General features: G+C 61.9%; 14 protein-coding genes and 2 pseudogenes. 12 read left to right on the top strand and 4 right to left on the bottom strand.

The window, feature by feature from the left end:
- The 9 genes and pseudogenes from C8K66_RS09715 (at position 1) to C8K66_RS09680 (ending at position 13,192) form a co-directional block, all read left to right on the top strand.
- Positions 1-591, top strand: a complete 591-nt coding sequence (locus tag C8K66_RS09715; protein ID WP_108524715.1) for a tRNA-uridine aminocarboxypropyltransferase — start codon at positions 1-3, stop codon at positions 589-591.
- 71 nt (positions 592-662) lie between these two features.
- A complete protein-coding gene (locus tag C8K66_RS09710) occupies positions 663-6,533 on the top strand; it encodes an NEL-type E3 ubiquitin ligase domain-containing protein (RefSeq protein ID WP_108524713.1) in 5,871 nt (1,956 codons plus the stop codon).
- Positions 6,534-6,639: 106 nt separating this feature from the next.
- Positions 6,640-7,542 carry a cysteine synthase CysM gene (cysM, locus tag C8K66_RS09705; protein ID WP_108524711.1) on the top strand — a complete coding sequence of 301 codons (903 nt, stop codon included), beginning with the start codon at positions 6,640-6,642 and terminating at the stop codon, positions 7,540-7,542.
- Complete coding sequence (gene rlmD, locus C8K66_RS09700) at positions 7,542-8,894, top strand: 23S rRNA (uracil(1939)-C(5))-methyltransferase RlmD (RefSeq protein ID WP_046382479.1); 1,353 nt, start codon at positions 7,542-7,544, stop codon at positions 8,892-8,894. Before cysM ends, rlmD begins: the two co-directional genes overlap by 1 nt.
- A gap of 134 nt (positions 8,895-9,028) precedes the next feature.
- Positions 9,029-11,272 carry a GTP diphosphokinase gene (gene relA, locus C8K66_RS09695; protein ID WP_017845308.1) on the top strand — a complete coding sequence of 748 codons (2,244 nt, stop codon included), beginning with the start codon at positions 9,029-9,031 and terminating at the stop codon, positions 11,270-11,272.
- A 152-nt stretch (positions 11,273-11,424) separates the two neighbouring features.
- Positions 11,425-11,496, top strand: a pseudogene (locus C8K66_RS09690) (hypothetical protein); the annotation flags it as partial.
- 4 nt (positions 11,497-11,500) lie between these two features.
- Positions 11,501-11,635: pseudogene (locus C8K66_RS31605) on the top strand (hypothetical protein); the annotation flags it as partial.
- A gap of 152 nt (positions 11,636-11,787) precedes the next feature.
- Positions 11,788-12,621, top strand: a complete 834-nt coding sequence (gene mazG / locus C8K66_RS09685) for a nucleoside triphosphate pyrophosphohydrolase (RefSeq protein WP_017845309.1) — start codon at positions 11,788-11,790, stop codon at positions 12,619-12,621.
- A gap of 25 nt (positions 12,622-12,646) precedes the next feature.
- The gene (locus C8K66_RS09680) at positions 12,647-13,192 is read left to right on the top strand and encodes a DUF2058 domain-containing protein (protein ID WP_017845310.1); all 546 of its coding nucleotides are present in this window, start codon (positions 12,647-12,649) and stop codon (positions 13,190-13,192) included.
- Positions 13,193-13,283: 91 nt separating this feature from the next.
- On the opposite strand, the gene C8K66_RS09675 is transcribed toward C8K66_RS09680, so the two are convergent.
- The 4 genes from C8K66_RS09675 to purM form a co-directional block, all read right to left on the bottom strand.
- Positions 13,284-13,472: a hypothetical protein gene (locus tag C8K66_RS09675; RefSeq protein ID WP_017845315.1), complete on the bottom strand. Its 189-nt coding sequence runs from the start codon at positions 13,470-13,472 to the stop codon at positions 13,284-13,286.
- Positions 13,473-13,751: 279 nt separating this feature from the next.
- Positions 13,752-14,465, bottom strand: coding sequence for a DUF3108 domain-containing protein (locus tag C8K66_RS09670; RefSeq protein ID WP_046382480.1), 714 nt, complete (start codon positions 14,463-14,465; stop codon positions 13,752-13,754).
- An 8-nt stretch (positions 14,466-14,473) separates the two neighbouring features.
- Positions 14,474-15,124 (bottom strand): phosphoribosylglycinamide formyltransferase, encoded by a 651-nt coding sequence (purN, locus tag C8K66_RS09665; RefSeq protein ID WP_017845317.1) that lies wholly within the window; start codon positions 15,122-15,124, stop codon positions 14,474-14,476.
- On the bottom strand, positions 15,124-16,182 hold the full coding sequence (purM, locus tag C8K66_RS09660; protein WP_017845318.1) for a phosphoribosylformylglycinamidine cyclo-ligase: 1,059 nt from the start codon (positions 16,180-16,182) through the stop codon (positions 15,124-15,126). Before purM ends, purN begins: the two co-directional genes overlap by 1 nt.
- 355 nt (positions 16,183-16,537) lie before the next feature.
- On the opposite strand from purM, the gene C8K66_RS09655 reads away from it, so the two are divergent.
- The 3 genes from C8K66_RS09655 (at position 16,538) to hda (ending at position 19,603) form a co-directional block, all read left to right on the top strand.
- The gene (locus C8K66_RS09655) at positions 16,538-17,578 is read left to right on the top strand and encodes a DUF2066 domain-containing protein (protein ID WP_046382481.1); all 1,041 of its coding nucleotides are present in this window, start codon (positions 16,538-16,540) and stop codon (positions 17,576-17,578) included.
- A gap of 43 nt (positions 17,579-17,621) precedes the next feature.
- Positions 17,622-18,695, top strand: a complete 1,074-nt coding sequence (locus C8K66_RS09650) for an AI-2E family transporter (RefSeq protein WP_046382482.1) — start codon at positions 17,622-17,624, stop codon at positions 18,693-18,695.
- A 203-nt stretch (positions 18,696-18,898) separates the two neighbouring features.
- Complete coding sequence (gene hda / locus C8K66_RS09645) at positions 18,899-19,603, top strand: DnaA regulatory inactivator Hda (RefSeq protein WP_017845321.1); 705 nt, start codon at positions 18,899-18,901, stop codon at positions 19,601-19,603.
- Positions 19,604-19,685: the final 82 nt, after the last annotated feature.

The raw sequence follows: 19,685 nt of genomic DNA, 5'->3' as shown, positions 1-19,685 counted from the left end.
ATGTCCAGACCCCAGTGTTCCCGTTGCCTGCGGCCCGCCACCCATTGCCTGTGCGCGCTGATCCCCAGCCTCGACAGTCGCACCCGCGTGTTGCTGCTGCAGCACCCGAGCGAGGTCAACCATGCGCTCAATACCGCGCGGTTGGCGGCGTTGGGCTTGAACAATGCACAGTTGGTGGTGGGCGAGGTATTCGACGATCTGCCGAGCTTGCTGAACCCGCCCGGCTATCAGGCGCGCCTGTTGTTTCCGGCAGACGATGCCCAGCCGCTGCAGGCTTATGGGCCGAGTGACGAGCCGTTGTTGCTGGTGGTCCCCGACGGCACCTGGCGCAAGGCGCGCAAGCTGTTGCACCTCAACCCGCTGCTGGCGGCGCTGCCCAGGGTGACGCTGGCCGCGGGCGCCGTCTCGCGCTACCGGCTGCGCAAGGCGCCGGGCCCCGGTGCCTTGTCGACGGTGGAGGCGATTGTGCAGGCGTTGCAGGTGCTGGAGGCGCCCACTTCTTTCGAGCCGTTACTCAAACCCTTCGATGCGTTGATCGAGGGCCAGATTGCGGCGATGGGACCGGCGGTTTTCGACAAGAACCACGGCTGATCCATGGCGCTACATAGCTACCTGAGACGCTGACGGCGAGGCGATAGGCTGAGCTTTTCAGGAGCAGAGCCATGAGCGAGCCGATTACCCCCACACCGCAGGACACGCTGAGCGCTTTTATCGCGCAGCAGCGCGCACCCTTGATGGCGGGCCTGGAGTGGTCAGTCCTGCAGGCCCTGGATGGCTTGAGAGCTGAGTTCGACGGCCTTCTCGGCGGGCTCGATCTTGCCGAAAAACGTGAGTACGTGCGCCTGCAAAGGGCCTGGATCGATGCCCAGCACACCATGGAGCAGGGCATCCGCCAACTCACCGAAGCGTTCGAGCTACATGCCCTGGAGTCGTTGCGCAGCGCGTTGATAACCCTGACCGGCCAGTACATCGACCCCAAGGTGGCGAAGATCAATACCCGCTACCTCAAGCACTCCGGTCGCGTCCGGCGCGAATTGAAAGGCGATGAGATCAAGATCTCTAGCGTGACCTTATGGGACGCCGCCTGTATGAACTATGACGGCCTGACCGGCTGGAGCTACCCCGGCCGCACCGGCCTGGCCGATGCCAGTTACCTCGACAGGAACATCAACGCGACCGCCGGCGAATTCATTGCGCTGGTGCGCCGGCTCGATCTCGGCGGGCAACTGCGTCGCCGTCTCGACCAGGCGCTGCAGGCCAACGCCTCGCTGGGCAGCAGCATCATGCGGTTGGCGAATGCCGAGTTTGAGTTCGCCCTCATCGAGGCCTTGAGAAACACCGAAGCCAGCCGCGTCGACCGGGACAAATACCAGCAGGTGAAACGTGCGCTGGCGGGAGAAGCGCGCTGGGAGCGCGTAGAGGAAATGCTGCTTTTCGTGCCCCATGGGACGGACAACATCAGTTGGTTACCACAATCGATCGGCTTGGTCGGGCATTACGCCGGCCAGCCTCCCGGCGACAGCTTGAGCATTCCCCACATCGTTTTTTCCGTCAGCGGTTGCAAGGGGGCTTTCAGTTTTATCCCGAATCGCCCCGGCGGGTCGCTGCGTCATCATGCCAGCCATCGGCAAGCCTGCGAGGTGTTTCATGCGGAGTTCCATGCGGCCTACCGCGCGGGGCGGGTCGATTGGCTGTATCAGATCATGTGGCTGCGTGACTGTGCGCGGCTCAAGCAAATCGGTAAAACCGCGCAGCCGCGTCGCGACCTTGAGGGGTTGGAAAAACTGGTCGACTGGCTGGCCCGTGTCATTCCGAGCGTCAATATCGTCGATAAAGTCGGCTATGTGCGCAACGTCGTGCAAAAGTCCCCGGCGCTGAGCCTGAACGATTTCTATCGCGAGCGCAGTCGCGCCAATCTGCAGGAATTGGCGCACCAGACGCCCGGTTTCATGCCCACCATGATCGAGCTGTTCCAGACCCTGATCGGGGAAATCCTCGATGTGCTGCTGATCCCGGTGCCGGGGGCGTTAAAAGGGTTGGGACGGGTGAGGGCGTTTGCGATGTTCATAGCGATGGAGCAAGCGTTGGTCGAAGGGGGGCGGCAGGCGCTGCTCGGCGAGCCTGCCGAATTGCTCCAGGGGTTTGCCGACCTTGCCGATTTACTGATCAGTGGTCGATTGCATACGCGTTTGGGGCGCAGCGTGCTGCGTCGCCATCAGCATTTGTATCAACGCTTGTCCCAGCGCTACAGCGCCGTGCCTGAACACCGGCATCTGTCGAGCCCGCAGGTGCTCGAAAGAATGCTCGGCAGCCAGGACGTATTGCCACGGCAAATCGAGATTTTGCTCGAAACGAGCGCGACCTCGGCACAGACCTTGAACCAGGTATGGGAGGGCGCGCCGGCGTCGGCGTCTTTGGTCGACGCCGTGCATCGGTTGCGCGCCGACCGGCTGATCGATTGGCTGGCCGCAGACGCTGACCCCAGCCGCCCCGCACCCGTCGACGCGCTGGACGTCATGGCGCCGCTGCTCACTCAGTTGGAGGGTTGGCCGGCGGGAATGTCGTTGAGCATTGAAGACCATCAGGGCCTGGAGGTGCGTCGCTACAACAAGGACGCAACGCGTGCGACAACGGCAGTGGTTACGCTGACCGCGCTGGAAAATCATGAGTTCGCCTATGCCACGCCGCGCCGCTTCACCGCCCATCTGGCACAGGCCATTGTGGCGTTGGTGCCGGCGCTTGTTTCGGGTGACGCGCAGTTGCTTCGCCAGCAATTGGCGACGAAAGCCAAGGCCTTGAGGAACGATCTGTTTGACGCGCTCACGCGGTTTGCCGACACCTGCCGTGCTGACGCGGTGGGTGCCAGTGCATCGGTACTCAAATTGTTGCCCGAGCGCGTCAGCCCCGACCAGCCCGTACCGGCGGTGATTACCCAACTACGGGCCTTGCACCCCGAACTGAGCATGGCGCGGTTGCTCGAGGTGTTGCGCGAACACCCGTTATCGGAGCATCAGCAAACCCAGCTGCTGCAGTCGCAACTGCAACCCGAGGCGCTTTATGACGCATTGCGCGCCGCACGCCTGGTGACGCGCCGCGAAGCCATCGTCGATGGGCTTTTTCATCCGCGCCGATTTGACCGGCAAACCCAGGATTGGGCCGCGCATTTCGCCCACAGCGTGCTGCGCGACGGCAGCGCCCAGGCGTTGCTCGTCAGCCCGGCCACGCAAGCGCTGCCCTATGTTTCGCAGGGGGCGCAGGACCGCAGCGTGGTGGTCATTGATCAGGGCCAAGGGCGATTTTCGCCGTATTACCACCGTGAGTCGCGCACCGGCGCCATGCTGAGTGGCGCCAACGGTTTCTATCTGGCGATCATGCGCCAGCTGTCCGACGATGACCGGCGTCTACTCGGCTTGAGCGCGGAGCACAGCGTTGCCGACTTTCGGCGTCAGGTCGCTCGCGCCCTGTTGCGCCATCGTGCGCCGGATGGCGCGTTTTATCCCGACCGGCGCGAGATCGCGCACTACGTCAGTCACGTCGATACCGCCCGTATCGCCGCAGAGCCCGATGCCCTTGGCCTATACCACCTGGGGGCGGAGCGCTACCTGTGGCTGGACGATGCTTATTTCAAGGTGGCGGAGCAGCCATGGCGCCTATTGCACCCGTCCCTGAACGATGCGTATGCCCCGCTGTTGAGCCACAACGGTGCCGGCGCCTGGCGGCACGAATGGGAAAACCCGCTGACGTGGGACGGCGCCAAGGCGTTCCAGCGCCTGGGGCCGTTTACCCGCGCAGTGCCGGCGGATGCCATCGAGCAGATTCAGCAGATCAGCGGGGTGACAGCGGACGTCCTGCGCCGGATACATCTGCGCAATGAGCGCGCGCCGGCAATCGTGGTGGAGACCGTCGAGCGCTTCATGCGGCATCAACGGATCAACACCGGCGTGGATACGGGGCGGGATTTTTTCGACAGGCTGCTCGGCGAGGTCGGTGTCGAAAGCGCCGAAACGTTGGTGGGGCCGGCGGCGGCCACCCGCGCCGAGCAGGTCGCGGTGCTCGAGGCCGAGGTCGCGCGCAACCGGCCCCACATGGAGCGCCTGTTTTTCAAGGCGCTGGGCCAAAAACAGCAGCCATCGGGCGATCCATTGGCGCAGGTGCTGCAGCGCGATTTTCCCAGTTTGACGGCGGCACTCGCCGAAGAGCTGGTGCGCGACGTCACCGCGCAGGAGCGCCTCAGCCTGCAGGCCGGCCGCATCCCCTTGAGCCTGATGTCGGCCGCGCGTTGGCGGGTGAGCGTCGCGCGCAAGATCAGGGCGCTGGAGGGATTGTATCTGCCGGCTGCAGCGAGTGAAGACACCTCGAGACTGATCCTGCATACATTGCCGGACATCGACGGATGGCCGAACCGCCTGCGGGTCGAGGTGTGGGAGCGCGGTCGCCTGATCGATAGCATCGGCCCGGTCGACGGCGCGCTCAGACGGATACTGGAAGCGGTCGACGTGGATTATCAGGCCTACATTCTTCAAGCGAACGGTGAACGGCAACCGACCGGGCGTCCCGGGGCGTTCCTGGCGGTGCTGTTGGACGCGTTACCGTCGATTGAACGTGAAGCACTGCACTACACCCACGATGCGCTGCGCCGGGAGATCGAACAGCGTTCGCAACGCGCCCTCAGCCTGTTCGACCCACAGCGACGCCCCTGGTACGTCCCGCCACGGCGCCTGGCGGATGGGCGCATGGGTTACCCGTTGAGCGGCGGTGATCATTGGGGGCCGGTGGACCGTGAACACGTCGCCAAGCTGCGGCAGCTGTTTCCGGCGAAAACCGATGAGCAGGCCTTCGCGCTGCTCCAGGGCCTGAGTGATTCCGTCCGAGAGCGGGAAAGCGCGATCAACTTCATGTTCAGAGAGCGCGCCGTCTTGAATGCCAACCTTGAGCGATGGTGCCGACAGGGGAAGCCCGAGGACTTGCCCGCACAACGTGAGGCGGCGGCGCGCATTCAGCGCTGCTGGGCTAAAGAAGACTCCGTTCGCGGGGTACCGTATGAACTCATCCTGGATGACTTGGCATTAAATGATTTGCCGCCGCTGGGCGCCTATTTCGGTCATGTAAAACTGTTGAGCCTGAAAAACAATCGGCTGGAAACCATTCCAACCAGTTTTTTCAGGTGTTTTCCGCAGCTTCGCTGGGTGTTTTTCAACGGTAATCATCTGCAGCGCCTTCCCGTCGGGTTGGCACAGCTGGGCTATTTATCGCTGCTCAACCTCTCGAATAATCGGCTCAAGCTTCAACTGGGGGACGTAATACTGCTCGCTGAAATGACCAGCCTGGTGACACTGGATTTATCGGTAAACCCACTGAGACTGGGGCAGCGCTTGAAGCTGCATGGGTTGAAGAAGTTGCGCGTGCTTAACCTGCGCAATACGCAAATTGAAAGCCTGCCCCTTGGCGCCGCCATCTTGCGATCACTGGAGGTCTTTGATTTGCGTGACAATCGAATATCGATCTTGACCAGCCTCGATTTGTTCATTTACCCAAATGTTCATCGAGCGATGAATTTGCAAGGCAACCCGCTTTCACAGGGCTCCCTGCAAATGATGCGCCGCTACCGTGAGTGGCCGGGGCAGGCGGATATCGATTTTGGCCTGGACGCCCAGCCCGCAGCGGCATCCACGCGCCCCGACACATGGTTGACGGTGCTGCCTTTCGCTGAGGTTCCCCACTACCAGGCACTTTGGGCGCAACTGCAGCAACGCCCGATGTCTGATCGTTTTTTTGAGTTGCTGGCATGTATCGCGGCCTATCCGTCGCTCATCGCCACCGGCTTTCGGGCGCTGCGAGAAGACCTGACGCGCCGCGTGTGGCAGTTGATCGAGAGTGCAACCCATAACGAGCAGCTGGCCGTGATCCTGTTTCAGCACCGCTTCGAGCTCAATCGCGGGGTGGATGGCTGGCTGTTATCACTCAATGCGCTGGAGCTTGAGTTCCTGCCGATCGAACTGCTCGCCCGCGACACGGACGGTGATGCCGCGCCACTCTTGAATTACTTTCGAGCCCTGAAACGGTTGCAGGCCATTGATGAGATGGTGTTGCGTTTCGACCGCCATCAAACGTGGGATGTGGTGAGCAGCATGATCCTTGCCAGCCGCATTGCGTTGGCGCACAGCCTGGATTTACCCCTTGGATTCGAAGAGCGTTTGGCCAGGACACTGGGTGGCCCCAATGCGAACTCAATCACCAGGATGCACGGAATGATCGTGGCCGCCGAAGCTCAGTTCGACTGGCCGGCTTTATTGGTGCAAGCAGAATATTGGCGGCAGTTTCTGGCGCGTAAATACCGATCGAGGTTCGACGCGCGCCTTGGGCAATACGATCGAGAAATGGAGCGTGCGCAGGCGCAAGTCGAAAGCGCGGAGATGAGCGAAGGCGCGTACCTGCTGCTGGTGCGTAAGGTGCAAGCCTTGAGGGCGCACGACGAGGAGCAATTGATTGAGCAACTGACGCGCGAGGAGTGGACCCGCTTCGTGACCGGCTGATTGCGTGCTTATGCCTTTAAGCCATAAGCACCGCACTTTGCGTGATATGGCGCGCCAGGCTTTCCCGGTATGATGTTCGCCCCGCAGTCTGGATTGCGAATACGCCATGACCTTGCAGTACCCTACAATCGCCGATTGCGTCGGCAACACGCCCCTGGTCCGCTTGCAACGCATGGCGGGTGAAACCAGCAATACCCTGTTGCTCAAGCTCGAAGGGAACAACCCGGCCGGTTCCGTCAAGGATCGTCCGGCGCTGTCGATGATCACGCGCGCCGAGCTGCGCGGGCAGCTCAAGCCGGGCGACACCCTGATCGAAGCCACCTCCGGTAACACCGGGATCGCCCTGGCCATGGCCGCGGCGATCAAGGGTTACAAGATGGTGCTGATCATGCCCGACAATGGCAGCGCCGAGCGCAAGGCCGCGATGACCGCCTACGGTGCCGAATTGGTCCTGGTCAGCCAGGAAGAAGGCATGGAAGGCGCCCGCGACCTCGCCGAGCGCATGGCCGCCGAAGGCCGTGGCCAGGTGCTGGACCAGTTCGCCAACGGCGACAATCCCGAGGCGCACTACACCACCACCGGCCCGGAAATCTGGCGCCAGACCCAGGGCACGATTACCCATTTCGTCAGTTCCATGGGCACCACCGGCACCATCATGGGCAACTCGCGCTACCTCAAGGAGCAGAACCCGGCGATCCAGATCGTCGGCCTGCAACCGATGGAAGGCGCGTCGATCCCCGGGATTCGCCGCTGGCCCGAAGAGTATTTGCCGAAGATCTACAACGCCACGCGCGTGGATCGCATCATCGACATGGCCCAGCGTGAAGCCGAAGACACCACGCGCCGCCTGGCCCGTGAAGAAGGCATCTTCTGCGGTGTGTCCTCCGGCGGCGCCGTGGCCGGCATGTTGCGATTGTCCAAGGAAGTGGAAAACGCGGTGATCGTCGCGATCATCTGTGACCGTGGCGACCGTTACTTGTCGACCGGCATTTTCGACGAACCCAACTGATGGCCAAGCACGAGAGAGGCCTGCGCTTCCAGCCGACGGGCGGCAGCCGTACCCCACAGATTCCGGTGGGCAAGAAGCAACGCCTGACCATCGAGCGCCTGGCCAATGACGGCCGTGGCATCGTGTTCTTTGAAGGCCGCACCTGGTTTGTCAACGGTGCGCTGGCCGGTGAAGAGGTCGAAGCGCGGGTATTGGGCGCCCACGGCAAAGTGGTCGAGGCGCGCACCGAGCGTGTGTTCAAGCCCAGCGAACTGCGGCGCCCGGCGCCGTGCGCGCACTTCGGTCGTTGCGGCGGTTGCAGCGTGCAGCACCTGCCCCATGCTGAACAACTTGCCCTGAAACAGCGCATGCTCGCCGAGCAATTGTCGCGTGTGGCAGGGGTCGAACCGCAGGCGTGGGCGGCACCCTTGAGTGGCCCGGAGCTGGGCTATCGGCGTCGCGCCCGCGTGGCGGTGCGCTGGGACGCCAAGGCCAAGACCCTGGAAGTGGGCTTTCGCGCCGTGGCCAGCCAGGACATTGTCGCCATCGACGATTGCCCGGTGCTGGTACAGGCCTTGCAACCGATCATGCAGCGTTTGCCCAACATGCTGCGGCGCTTGAGCAAACCGCAGGCATTGGGGCATGTGGAGCTGTTCAGCGGGTCGTCCATCGCCGTATTGCTGCGCCATATGGCGCCGTTGTCCGACGCCGATCTGCTGATCCTCAAAGAATTCTGCGCCTTCCATGAGGCCCAGTTGTGGCTGCATGGCGAGGGCCAGCCGGAGCCGGTCGAGCCTGACCAGGCCCTGGGTTATCGGTTGGAACCGTGGGCTCTGGAGCTGGCGTATCGGCCGGGCGATTTTGTCCAGGTCAACGCCGGGGTCAACGCGGCGATGGTGGCCCAGGCCCTCGAATGGCTGGCGCCGCAAGCCGATGAGCGCGTGCTGGACCTGTTTTGCGGGCTGGGCAACTTCGCCCTGCCACTTGCGCGCCAGGTGCGCGAAGTGGTCGCGGTGGAAGGCGTGCAGGCCATGGTCGAGCGTGCGGCGCTGAATGCCGTCAGCAATAATTTGCATAATGTGCAGTTTTTTCAGGCCGATTTGTCCCAGTCGTTGACTGACGCGGAATGGGCCAAACAGGGCTTTTCTGCGGTACTCTTGGACCCACCTCGCGACGGTGCCCTGGAGGTTGTGCGCAAGCTCGCCAGCCTGGGGGCCAAGCGCCTGGTGTACGTGTCCTGCAATCCGGCGACGCTGGCGCGGGACACGGTTGAGTTGGTCAAGCAGGGTTACCGGCTAAAACGTGCCGGGATCCTCGACATGTTTCCGCAAACCGCGCATGTCGAGGCGATGGCGTTATTTGAGGCGGGCTAGGATGCCCGTTTAATCCGACTGGCCTGCATTCTCCTGGGCCGTGACCTGCCAGGGAGTGTGTGAGCTTTAGTGATAAAGCAGGTCAGCGATGATTTTTGGCGCATCGAAGGTGCGTCGTAGGGAAGGTAAGCAAGATGGTACAGGTGAGAGCACACCAGCCGATCAACACCGACGGCAGTATCAATCTCGAGGCATGGCTGGATCATGCCATCAGTGTCGACCCGGCACTGGACCGTGAAGCCTTGAAAGCAGCCTGCGAGTTCGCTCGTGAGTCTGAACAGCAAGACAATGCGGCCAAGAACCTGTGGGCCGAAGGCACTTCGAGCTTTCGCACCGGCTTGGAAATCGCTGAGATCCTCGCCGATCTCAAGCTCGACCAGGATTCGCTGATCGCTGCCGTGCTCTATCGCGGCGTGCGTGAAGGGCATATCCCGTTGGCCACCGTGGGCCAGCGCTTCGGCTCCGTGGTGGCCAAGCTGATCGACGGCGTGCTGCGCATGGCCGCCATCAGCGCCAGCCTCAGCCCGCGCCAGTCCATGGTGCTGGGCACCCAGGGCCAGGTGGAAAACCTGCGCAAGATGCTGGTGGCGATGGTCGACGACGTGCGCGTCGCCTTGATCAAGCTGGCCGAACGCACCTGCGCGATCCGTGCGGTGAAAACCGCCGACGACGAAAAGCGCAACCGCGTGGCCCGCGAAGTCTTCGACATCTACGCACCGCTGGCGCACCGCCTGGGTATCGGCCATATCAAATGGGAGCTGGAGGACTTGTCCTTCCGCTACCTCGAACCCGACCAATACAAACAGATCGCCACGCTGCTGCATGAGCGCCGGCTCGACCGCGAGCGTTTCATCACCGACGTGATGGGCCAGCTGCGCGCCGAGTTGCAGGCTACCGGCGTCGACGCCGACATCAGCGGCCGCGCCAAGCACATCTATTCGATCTGGCGCAAAATGCAGCGCAAGGGCCTGGCCTTCAGCCAGATCTACGACGTGCGCGCCGTGCGCGTGCTGGTGCCGGAAATGCGCGACTGCTACACCGCGCTCGGTATCGTCCACACCCTGTGGCGGCACATCCCCAAGGAGTTCGACGACTACATCGCCAACCCCAAGGAAAACGGCTATCGCTCGCTGCACACTGCAGTGATCGGCCCCGAGGGCAAGGTGCTGGAAGTGCAGATCCGCACCCACGCCATGCACGAAGAGGCGGAGCTGGGGGTGTGCGCGCACTGGCGCTACAAGGGCACCGACGTCAAGGCCGGGTCCAACCAGTACGAAGAGAAGATCTCCTGGCTGCGCCAAGTGCTGGAGTGGCACGAAGAACTCGGCGACATCGGCGGCCTGGCCGAACAACTGCGGGTGGATATCGAGCCGGACCGGGTCTACATCTTCACCCCCGACGGCCACGCCATCGACCTGCCGAAGGGCGCCACGCCGCTGGACTTCGCCTACCGCGTGCACACCGAAATCGGCCACAACTGCCGGGGCGCCAAGATCAACGGGCGCATCGTGCCGCTCAACTACAGCCTGCAGACCGGCGAGCAGGTCGAGATCATCACCAGCAAGCACGGTACGCCGAGCCGCGACTGGCTGAACCCGAACCTGGGTTACATCACCACCTCGCGGGCGCGGGCGAAGATCGTCCACTGGTTCAAGCTGCAGGCGCGCGACCAGAACGTCGCCGCCGGCAAAAGCCTGCTCGAACGCGAACTGGCGCGCCTGGGCCTGCCTCAGGTGGACTTCGACAAGCTGGCCGAAAAGGCCAACATGAAGATCGCCGAAGACATGTTCGCCGCCCTCGGTGCCGGCGACCTGCGCCTGGCGCAACTGGTCAACCTGGCCCAGCAACTGGTGGAGCCGGAACGCGGCAACGAACAGCTGGAACTGATCCCGCGCAAAGCCACCGGCTACAAGCCCGGCAAGCGTGGCGATATCCAGATCCAGGGCGTCGGCAACCTGATGACGCAAATGGCCGGTTGCTGCCAGCCGCTGCCGGGCGACGCCATCGTCGGCTACATCACCCAGGGCCGTGGCGTGAGCATTCACCGCCAGGACTGCGCCTCGGTGCTGCAACTGGGCGGGCGTGAGCCGGAGCGAATCATCCAGGTCAGCTGGGGCCCGGTGCCGGTGCTCACCTATCCGGTGGACATCATCATCCGTGCCTACGACCGTTCCGGTCTGCTGCGCGACGTGTCGCAAGTGCTGCTCAACGAGCGGATCAACGTGCTGGCCGTCAACACCCGCTCGAACAAGGAGGACAACACCGCGTTGATGTCCCTGACCATCGAGATTCCGGGGCTGGACGCGTTGGGGCGGTTGCTGGGGCGGATTTCCCAGTTGCCGAACATCATCGAGACGCGGCGCAACCGTACCCCATGAGCGTCTGGATGAATGCAGGCTGAATGTGGGAGGGGGCTTGCCCCCGAAAGCGGAGTGTCAGGTACCAGATTCTTGGTTGATCCACCGCAATCGGGGGCAAGCCCCCTCCCACAGTTGATCGGCGGTGTTCATACCTGATCGGAAATAGAATGATGTATTCACTTGAAGACCTGCTGCACCTGATGAATCGCCTGCGCGACCCGCAATACGGGTGCCCGTGGGACATCAAGCAAACAGGAGGACAACACCGCGTTGATGTCCCTGACCATCGAGATTCCGGGGCTGGACGCGTTGGGGCGGTTGCTGGGGCGGATTTCCCAGTTGCCGAACATCATCGAGACGCGGCGCAACCGTACCCCATGAGCATCTGGATGAACACAGTCTGAAAGTGGGAGGGGGCTTGCCCCCGAAAGCGGAGTGTCAGGTACCAGATTCTTGGTTGATCCACCGCAATCGGGGGCAAGCCCCCTCCCACAGTTGTTCGGCGGTGTTCATACCTGATCGGAAATAGAATGATGTATTCACTTGAAGACCTGCTGCACCTGATGAATCGCCTGCGCGACCCGCAATACGGGTGCCCGTGGGACATCAAGCAAACCTACGCGAGCATCGTCCCGCACACCCTGGAAGAGGCCTACGAAGTCGCCGACGCCATCGAGCGCGGCGACTTCGATCACCTGCAAGGCGAGTTGGGCGACCTGTTGTTCCAGGTGGTGTATTACAGCCAGCTGGCACAGGAAGAAGGGCGCTTCGAGTTCGCCGGGGTGATCGACAGCATCACCCGCAAGCTGATTCGACGTCATCCCCATGTGTTCCCCACCGGCGATCTGTACGCGCCGCTGGATATCCCGCAACTGAGCGAAGAGCAGGTCAAGACGCGTTGGGAGCAGATCAAGGCCGAGGAGCGCGCGGAAAAGTCCGACGCCCCCGAGCAACTGTCCCTGCTCGACGATGTGCCCACCGCCTTGCCGTCGCTGTCCCGTGCCGCCAAATTGCAGAAGCGTGCCAGCCAGGTCGGTTTCGATTGGCCCGCTGCGTTGCCGGTGGTGGATAACGTGCGCGAAGAGCTGGATGAAGTGCTCGAAGCCATGGCCGATAACGATGCAGTGGCCATCGCCGATGAAGTCGGTGACCTGCTGTTTGCTGCGGTCAACCTGGCCCGTCACCTCAAGGTCGACCCGGAAACCGCCTTGCGCGGTGCCAATGCCAAATTCGAGCGACGTTTCCGATTTATCGAACAGGCATTGCGCGATACGCGTCAATCCATGGAAGATTGCACCCTCGAAGAGTTGGACGCCCTGTGGGGCGAAGCCAAACGCCAGGAAAAGAACGTGTCCAGCTGCGGTTGAGCAGTTGCCTAAGTGAGTAAGCACCATGAGCCTTTCCCTTCGCGACCAGTTGCTCAAAGCAGGTCTGGTCAACCAAAAGCAGGCCAAGCAGGTCGGCAAAGAGAAACAGAAACATCAACGTCTGGTCCACAAAGGCCAGGCCGAGGCCGATGACACCCAGGCACGCCTGGCCCAGGAAGCCATGGCCGAGAAGGTCAAGCGCGACCAGGAGCTGAACCGCCAGCAGCAGGAGAAAGCCGAGGCCAAGGCCCGCACGGCCCAGGTCAAGCAACTGATCGAGACCTCGCGCCTGCCCAAGCTGACCACCGAGGACTACTACAACTTCGTGGATGACAAGAAGGTCAAGCGCCTGTCGGTCAACACGCTGATGCGCAACAAGCTGAGCAACGGCTCCCTGGCGATCGTGCATCACGCCGGCGGTTACGAGGTGATCCCGCGCGAAGCGGCGCTGAAGATCCAGGAGCGCGCGCCGGAGCGTATCGTCCAGCTCAATATCCTCACCGAAAGCCAGGTGCCGGATGAGGATGATCCTTACGCCGCCTACCAGATCCCGGATGATCTGATGTGGTAAGGCTGTAAAACAACAAACCCCGCTCACCGGCGGGTTTTTTGTTTTCAGGCAACCAGGCTGCGTGGGCCTGGCGCCTGAGTCTGGCAAATAGTCAGGAGCTTTGTGCCTGGCGTTTCATCTCAAGGGTTTCGAGCTCGTTTTTATAGTTATGAGCGTCGCTCTCGTTATGAAACATGCCGACCAGCAGGTCTTGTTGGTGTACGTCCCAGATGTGAATCCCATGGCCCAATGCTTCGTGGGACATATGTTCGTCGTCGCGCTCAGTCACTTTTACAGTCATCTGCTTGCTCCAATCTCTGGTTGATCTGCGGCAAGTCGTCGCAGGCATTTGTTATATGTTTTGTTAGCTTGCTAAGTAAACCGATTTTTCCTGCAACAGTCCTTTACATAAATAGCAACAATTGTGCAGGCCGCGTAAACCGCGACATTGCGCCACAGGCGGCTGGGTTTTATGACAAAAGCTTCATGATTGCGTCAGGCAATAACGGCCTTGCCTGAATATTCCAGGCGAAAAAAAGCCCCGCATTGCGCGAGGCTCTTTTCCAACGTATCAGTTCAATCAGCTGCCTTTGACAGGCTGACCGTCAACCGTGCCGTCTTGCAGCATGATGTTGTATTCCTTGCCGTCGGTTTCCACCTGACGCAGGGCAACCAGGATGCCGCCCCAGTCCTTGGCAAACCACATCTGGGTGATGCGCTTGCTTTGGGTCGGGTCACGCACGCGCTCGACCTTGATCGCGTCGATGGAGCCGGCTTTGGTCTGGACCTTTTCCGGGCCGATCACGCGAAAGTCGTAAGTGTCGACGTCGGTGCCTTCAACCACGTTGTAGCTCATGCTCTTCTTGCCGGCCGCGACATCGCGCTGCAGCGCCAACTGGTAGGTCGACTTGTCGAGCATGCCGCTTTGCAGGGCAACGTTGACCGGGTCTTTGTTTTCAAAGCCGGTGACTTTCTTGGCGGTCTGGTCGAAGTCCAGGTTGATCCTTTTCGCCTTGCCCAGGCCGCCGCGTTCGAAGGTGTAGCTCTTCGGCTGCAGAGCGTCCTTGTCGAATTGGATCACGCTGGTTTCGGTGAGGCTGGCAATCATCATGGAAGCCTTGAAGTTCAAGGTCCAGGTGCCATCGCCATTGTGGGTCAGGCTGCGCTCGGCCGAACCGCTCATGGGCAACTGTTTCCAGTCGGCGGTGTAGCTGGCGGAGAAAGGATGTAAATCTGCTGCTTGCACCGCAGGCAAGGCGAACAGCGCAAAAGCGAAGAGCAAGGCGCGACGCATAAAATCTCCTAGGTTCGAATCAAGTGGCCGCTGGCCGCGAGTAACTGACCGTCCAATAATGCACCCTGTTTACCAAGAATCAACCGCCCCTCGGCAAACCAGCGAACAGCCAGCGGGTAAATCCTGTGTTCCTGCGTATGAACCCGTTGCGCAAGCGTCTGCGCCGAGTCGTCAGACTCTACCGGAACCACTGCCTGTACGACCAGAGGCCCGCCATCGAGTTCCTCGGTGACAAAATGCACGCTGCAGCCATGCTCGCTGTCGCCCGCGTCGAGGGCGCGCTGATGGGTGTGCATGCCTTTGTACTTGGGCAGCAGGGAAGGGTGGATATTCAACAGCCGCCCAGCGTAGTGCCGCACGAAATCAGCGCTGAGGATACGCATGAAGCCGGCCAGTACCACGAGTTTGGGGTTGAAGGCGTCGATCAGTTCGACCAGGGCGCTGTCGAAGGCCTCGCGACCTTCGAAAGCCTTGTGATCCAGGGTGCGCGTGGCAATGCCTGCCTCCCTGGCGCGTTGCAGGCCATAGGCGTCGCTGCGGTTGGAGATCACCGCAGCGATGCGCGCCGGGCTGTCGCCGGTGCGCGTGCTGTCGATCAGGGCCTGCAAGTTACTGCCGGTGCCGGAGAGCAGCACCACGACATCACAGGTTGCAGACATCAGTGCGCCTTAAGGTTCTTCAGTTCAACCTGAGCCGCGCCTTCGGCGGCAGCAGCGATCTGGCCGATGACCCAAGGCTGTTCGCCGGCTTCGCGCAGCACGTTCAACGCGCTTTCCACGTGCTCTTGCGCCACGCAGATCACCATGCCCACGCCGCAGTTCAGCACGCGGTGCATTTCGGTTTCGTTGACGTTGCCTTTCTCTTGCAGCCAGTCGAATACCGCAGGACGCTGCCAGCTGGCCACGTCGACAATCGCCTGGGCGCCTTTGGGCAGGACGCGCGGGATGTTGTCCAGCAGGCCGCCGCCGGTGATGTGGGCCATGGCTTTGACCGCGCCGGTGTCCTTGATCAGCTTGAGCAGTGGCTTGACGTAGATGCGTGTCGGCGCCATCAGCAGGTCGGTCAGGGGCTTGCCGTCGAGCTGGATGTTCTCGATGTCGGCGCCGGACACTTCGATGATCTTGCGGATCAGCGAGTAGCCGTTGGAGTGCGGGCCGGACGACGGCAGGGCGAGCAGGGCGTCGCCGGCAGCCACTTTGGAGCCGTCGATGATCTCGGCTTTTTCGACCACGCCGACGCAGAAGCCGGCCAGGTCGTAGTCTTCGCCTTCGTACATGCCTGGCATTTCAGCGGTTTCGCCGCCGACCAGGGAGCAACCCGACAATTCGCAGCCAGCGCCGATGCCGGTGACCACTTGGGTCGCGGTTTCGACGTTGAGCTTGCCGGTGGCGTAGTAGTCCAGGAAGAACAACGGCTCGGCGCCGCACACTACCAGGTCGTTGACGCACATGGCGACCAGGTCGATGCCGATGCTGTCGTGTTTGTTCAGGTTCAGGGCCAGGCGCAGTTTGGTGCCCACGCCGTCGGTGCCGGAAACCAGCACGGGCTGTTTGTAGCCGGCCGGGATTTCACAGAGGGCGCCAAAACCGCCCAGGCCACCCATGACTTCGGGGCGCGCAGTGCGCTTGGCGACGCTCTTGATGCGTTCGACCAATGCTTCACCGGCGTCGATGTCTACACCGGCGTCCTTGTAGCTCAGGGAGGGTTGCTTGCTCATGATCCAGGCCTTTAGGGGGGATTCAGGGGTAACGACCGATTGGGCAAGGGCTCTTGTGAAAAGGCCCAGCCATTGACGGTCTGCGAAGGCGCGCGATTTTATCAGGCTTGAGGGTCAGCGGCCATCCTCGGGCCGACGGGCAGAGCCACATAGATAAAAAAGCCGGTTAAAAAAATGCTAATCGGGTCTGCCCAGCTCCGTATTAAGGTATAGCCTTGAACCCGCTATCGTTATGACAGTAGGAAAACTTACCGAGACCCCGTGAATGTTTTACCGATCGCTGTGGTCACAGCCTTGGCAAACCGAGATCACGCGGTCTGTTCCAGCCGCTAATTTTGTCGTTCGGGAATCTTCCATGCGTCTGTGTAATGTGTTTTTTGTAGGCTGCTTGTCGTTGGTCAGCCTGGCGAGTCATGCCGAAACCCTCAATGGCCTTTATCAAGTACTGGAGCCGGTCAGCAGCCAGTCACCGCAAGAACGCGACCAGGCGACCCAGCGCGCCGTACAGACCCTGGTGATCCGCCTCACTGGCGACGCCAAGGCCGCCGAAGGCCCCGGCCTGGCGGCGGTGCGCAAGGACCCGCAACAAATCATCACGCAATACGGCTACGACGCCGGCCCGCCGGAAAGCCTGCAAGTGGATTTCGACCCCGTCAGCACCGATCGCGCCTTGCGTGAGGCCGGCCTGTCGATCTGGGGCAGCAATCGGCCGTCGATCCTGGGTTGGTGGCTGAATGACTCCACCGACGGCAGCAACCTGGTCGGGGATGGCCAGGCCGTCGCGCAGGCGCTGCGCCGTGCGGCGCAACATCGCGGCTTGCCGCTGCGCCTGCCGTTGGGGGATTTGGATGAACAGGTGGTCGCCACCGCGCCCAACCTCGAAAGCGCGGACGCCACGCCGTTGCGTGCAGCCTCGGAACGCTACGGCGCCGATGCGATGCTCGCAGTGCATGCGCGCCAGGAAGGCAGCCAATGGCAGGCCAAATGGCGCCTGTGGTTGGGCGACAAGAGCGAGCAGGGTACCGCGCAAGGCGCCGACACCGCCGCCGTGGCCGATGCCGTGATGCTGGCGGTCAGCCAGAAACTGGCGCCGCGCTTTGTGGTCAAGCCGGGCGCGAGCACCGAGCAATTGCTCGAAGTACAGGGCATGACCCTGGAGCGCTACGCCGCGTTGGGCCACTTGCTCGAGCCGTTTGGCGGCCAGCCGCAGCGCGTGGATGGCAATCGTATTGTGTATCGCGTCAATGGCAGCGCCGATCAGTTGCGTACTCAACTGAGCCTGGCCAGGTTGCAGGAGATTCCCCCGGGTGAAGCACTGGCTGCGCAACCGCCAGTGGACGGCACGCAGCCGGTCGCCGCCCCTGAGCCGCAGGCGCAACTGCGTTTTCGTTGGTAAATGTTCTGCTTTATATAGCAGCCGATAAAAGATGGAGTGGTGTATGGCGGATACGCGTCGTTGGGTGTGGCTTGGCGGGATCGCCCTGCTGTGCGTTTTTGTGTTCTTGCTGCATTCGATCCTGACGCCGTTCCTGGTCGCGCTGTTGCTCGCCTATCTGTTCGATCCCGTGGTGGATCGCCTGGAGAAAGCCGGCCTGTCGCGGACTTTGGGGGTGGTCACGGTGTTTGCGCTGTTTACGCTGATCATCACGGCGTTGGTGCTGGTGCTGGTGCCGATGCTGGCCAAGCAGTTGTTCCGTCTGTATGAACTGGCGCCGCAGATGCTCGACTGGCTGCAGCACACGGCGATGCCGTGGGCCCAGGCCAAGCTGGGGCTGGCGGATGGCTTCTGGAAGTTCGACAAGGTCAAGGCTGCGATCAGCGAGCATATGGGCCAGACCACCGACATCGTCGGCGTGGTTCTCAGCCAGGCAACGGCATCCAGCCTGGCGCTGATCGGCTGGCTGACCAATCTGGTGTTGATCCCGGTGGTGGCGTTCTACCTGTTGCGGGACTGGGACATCATGATGGCCAAGATCCGCAGCCTGCTGCCGCGTGACCGTGAAGCGCGCATCGTGTCCCTGGCTGGGGAGTGTCATGAGGTCTTGGGGGCGTTCGTGCGCGGCCAGCTGCTGGTGATGCTGGCCCTGGGGATTATCTATGCCGCCGGCTTGATGGCGATCGGCCTGGAGCTGGGCCTGTTGATTGGCTTGATTGCCGGTCTGGCCGCGATCGTGCCGTACATGGGCTTTGTGATCGGTATCGGTGCGGCGCTGGTGGCCGGGCTGTTCCAGTTTGGCGGTGACCTGTACCCGATGCTCGGGATTGTCGCGGTGTTCATGGTCGGCCAGGCCCTCGAAGGCATGGTGCTGACCCCGTTGCTGGTGGGTGATCGCATCGGCCTGCACCCGGTCGCGGTGATCTTTGCGATCCTGGCTGGCGGTGAGTTGTTCGGCTTTACCGGCATCCTGCTCGCGCTGCCGGTGGCGGCGGTGATCATGGTGCTGGTGCGTCATGTCCACGATCTGTACAAGGATTCGGATATGTACGGGGGCGTTGAAGACCCCGATTTGTAATCGCAGCGTCACAAACCCGGCCCAGGCCGGGTTTGTTGTTTCTGGCGCTGTGGCGTCAAACAATTTGCGTAAATCCAACAAGTTAACGCAAACCTTTGATTTTGCTTATGGTCTGCTGCATTGTGCGCCCGGCGTCACGGGTATAAACTTTGCAAACTTTTCACAGAGGCCACTAACGGTTCGATCGGAGCCGTTCAGTCAGCATGAAACCGATTCAGCTGCCCTTAGGTGTGCGTCTGCGTGACGACGCCACCTTTATCAATTACTACCCAGGCGCCAACGCCGCAGCACTCGGCTATGTCGAGCGGCTCTGCGAAGCCGACGCCGGGTGGACTGAAAGCCTGATCTACCTGTGGGGCAAGCAAGGCGTGGGGCGCACCCACCTGTTGCAGGCTGCGTGCCTGCGCTTCGAGCAGATGGGTGAACCGGCGGTTTACCTGCCGTTGGCGGAGTTGATGGACCGCGGGATCGGGATTTTCGACAACCTCGAACAATACGAACTGGTGTGCCTGGACGATCTGCAGGCCGTCGCCGGCAAGGCGGATTGGGAAGAGGCGCTGTTTCATCTGTTCAACCGCCTGCGCGACAGCGGGCGCCGCCTGCTGATCGCGGCTTCGACCTCGCCCCGTGAGTTGCCGGTCAAGCTGGCCGACCTCAAGTCGCGCCTGACCCTGGCGCTGATCTTCCAGATGCGCCCGCTGTCCGACGAGGACAAATTGCGTGCCCTGCAATTGCGTGCATCCCGTCGCGGCCTGCACCTCACCGACGAGGTCGGGCACTTTATCCTCACCCGCGGCACCCGCAGCATGAGCGCATTGTTCGATTTGCTCGAGCAGCTTGATCAGGCCTCTTTGCAGGCCCAGCGCAAGCTGACGATTCCCTTCCTCAAGGAAACCCTCGGCTGGTAGCCAGCCCTTGTATTTCGGGGGCTTCGGCAAATTTCAGGCGCCAGGAAACCTGCGTTTTGGCCGGCTTGACCACGCAAAACAC

This window comes from Pseudomonas sp. GV105 (assembly GCF_003058185.1).
Classification (GTDB): domain Bacteria; phylum Pseudomonadota; class Gammaproteobacteria; order Pseudomonadales; family Pseudomonadaceae; genus Aquipseudomonas; species Aquipseudomonas veronii.
Note: the sequence above shows the minus strand (reverse complement) of the source record. Positions and strands in the feature narration are given on the sequence as shown.

What these genes read in the sequence shown, in the direction of transcription:
- C8K66_RS09715 (WP_108524715.1), top strand. Translation starts at nt 1, where the DNA reads ATGTCCAGACCCCAGTGTTCCCGTTGCCTGCGGCCCGCCACCCATTGC.
- C8K66_RS09710 (WP_108524713.1), top strand. Translation starts at nt 663, where the DNA reads ATGAGCGAGCCGATTACCCCCACACCGCAGGACACGCTGAGCGCTTTT.
- cysM (WP_108524711.1), top strand. Translation starts at nt 6,640, where the DNA reads ATGACCTTGCAGTACCCTACAATCGCCGATTGCGTCGGCAACACGCCC.
- rlmD (WP_046382479.1), top strand. Translation starts at nt 7,542, where the DNA reads ATGGCCAAGCACGAGAGAGGCCTGCGCTTCCAGCCGACGGGCGGCAGC.
- relA (WP_017845308.1), top strand. Translation starts at nt 9,029, where the DNA reads ATGGTACAGGTGAGAGCACACCAGCCGATCAACACCGACGGCAGTATC.
- mazG (WP_017845309.1), top strand. Translation starts at nt 11,788, where the DNA reads ATGTATTCACTTGAAGACCTGCTGCACCTGATGAATCGCCTGCGCGAC.
- C8K66_RS09680 (WP_017845310.1), top strand. Translation starts at nt 12,647, where the DNA reads ATGAGCCTTTCCCTTCGCGACCAGTTGCTCAAAGCAGGTCTGGTCAAC.
- C8K66_RS09675 (WP_017845315.1), bottom strand. Translation starts at nt 13,472, where the DNA reads ATGACTGTAAAAGTGACTGAGCGCGACGACGAACATATGTCCCACGAA.
- C8K66_RS09670 (WP_046382480.1), bottom strand. Translation starts at nt 14,465, where the DNA reads ATGCGTCGCGCCTTGCTCTTCGCTTTTGCGCTGTTCGCCTTGCCTGCG.
- purN (WP_017845317.1), bottom strand. Translation starts at nt 15,124, where the DNA reads ATGTCTGCAACCTGTGATGTCGTGGTGCTGCTCTCCGGCACCGGCAGT.
- purM (WP_017845318.1), bottom strand. Translation starts at nt 16,182, where the DNA reads ATGAGCAAGCAACCCTCCCTGAGCTACAAGGACGCCGGTGTAGACATC.
- C8K66_RS09655 (WP_046382481.1), top strand. Translation starts at nt 16,538, where the DNA reads ATGCGTCTGTGTAATGTGTTTTTTGTAGGCTGCTTGTCGTTGGTCAGC.
- C8K66_RS09650 (WP_046382482.1), top strand. Translation starts at nt 17,622, where the DNA reads ATGGCGGATACGCGTCGTTGGGTGTGGCTTGGCGGGATCGCCCTGCTG.
- hda (WP_017845321.1), top strand. Translation starts at nt 18,899, where the DNA reads ATGAAACCGATTCAGCTGCCCTTAGGTGTGCGTCTGCGTGACGACGCC.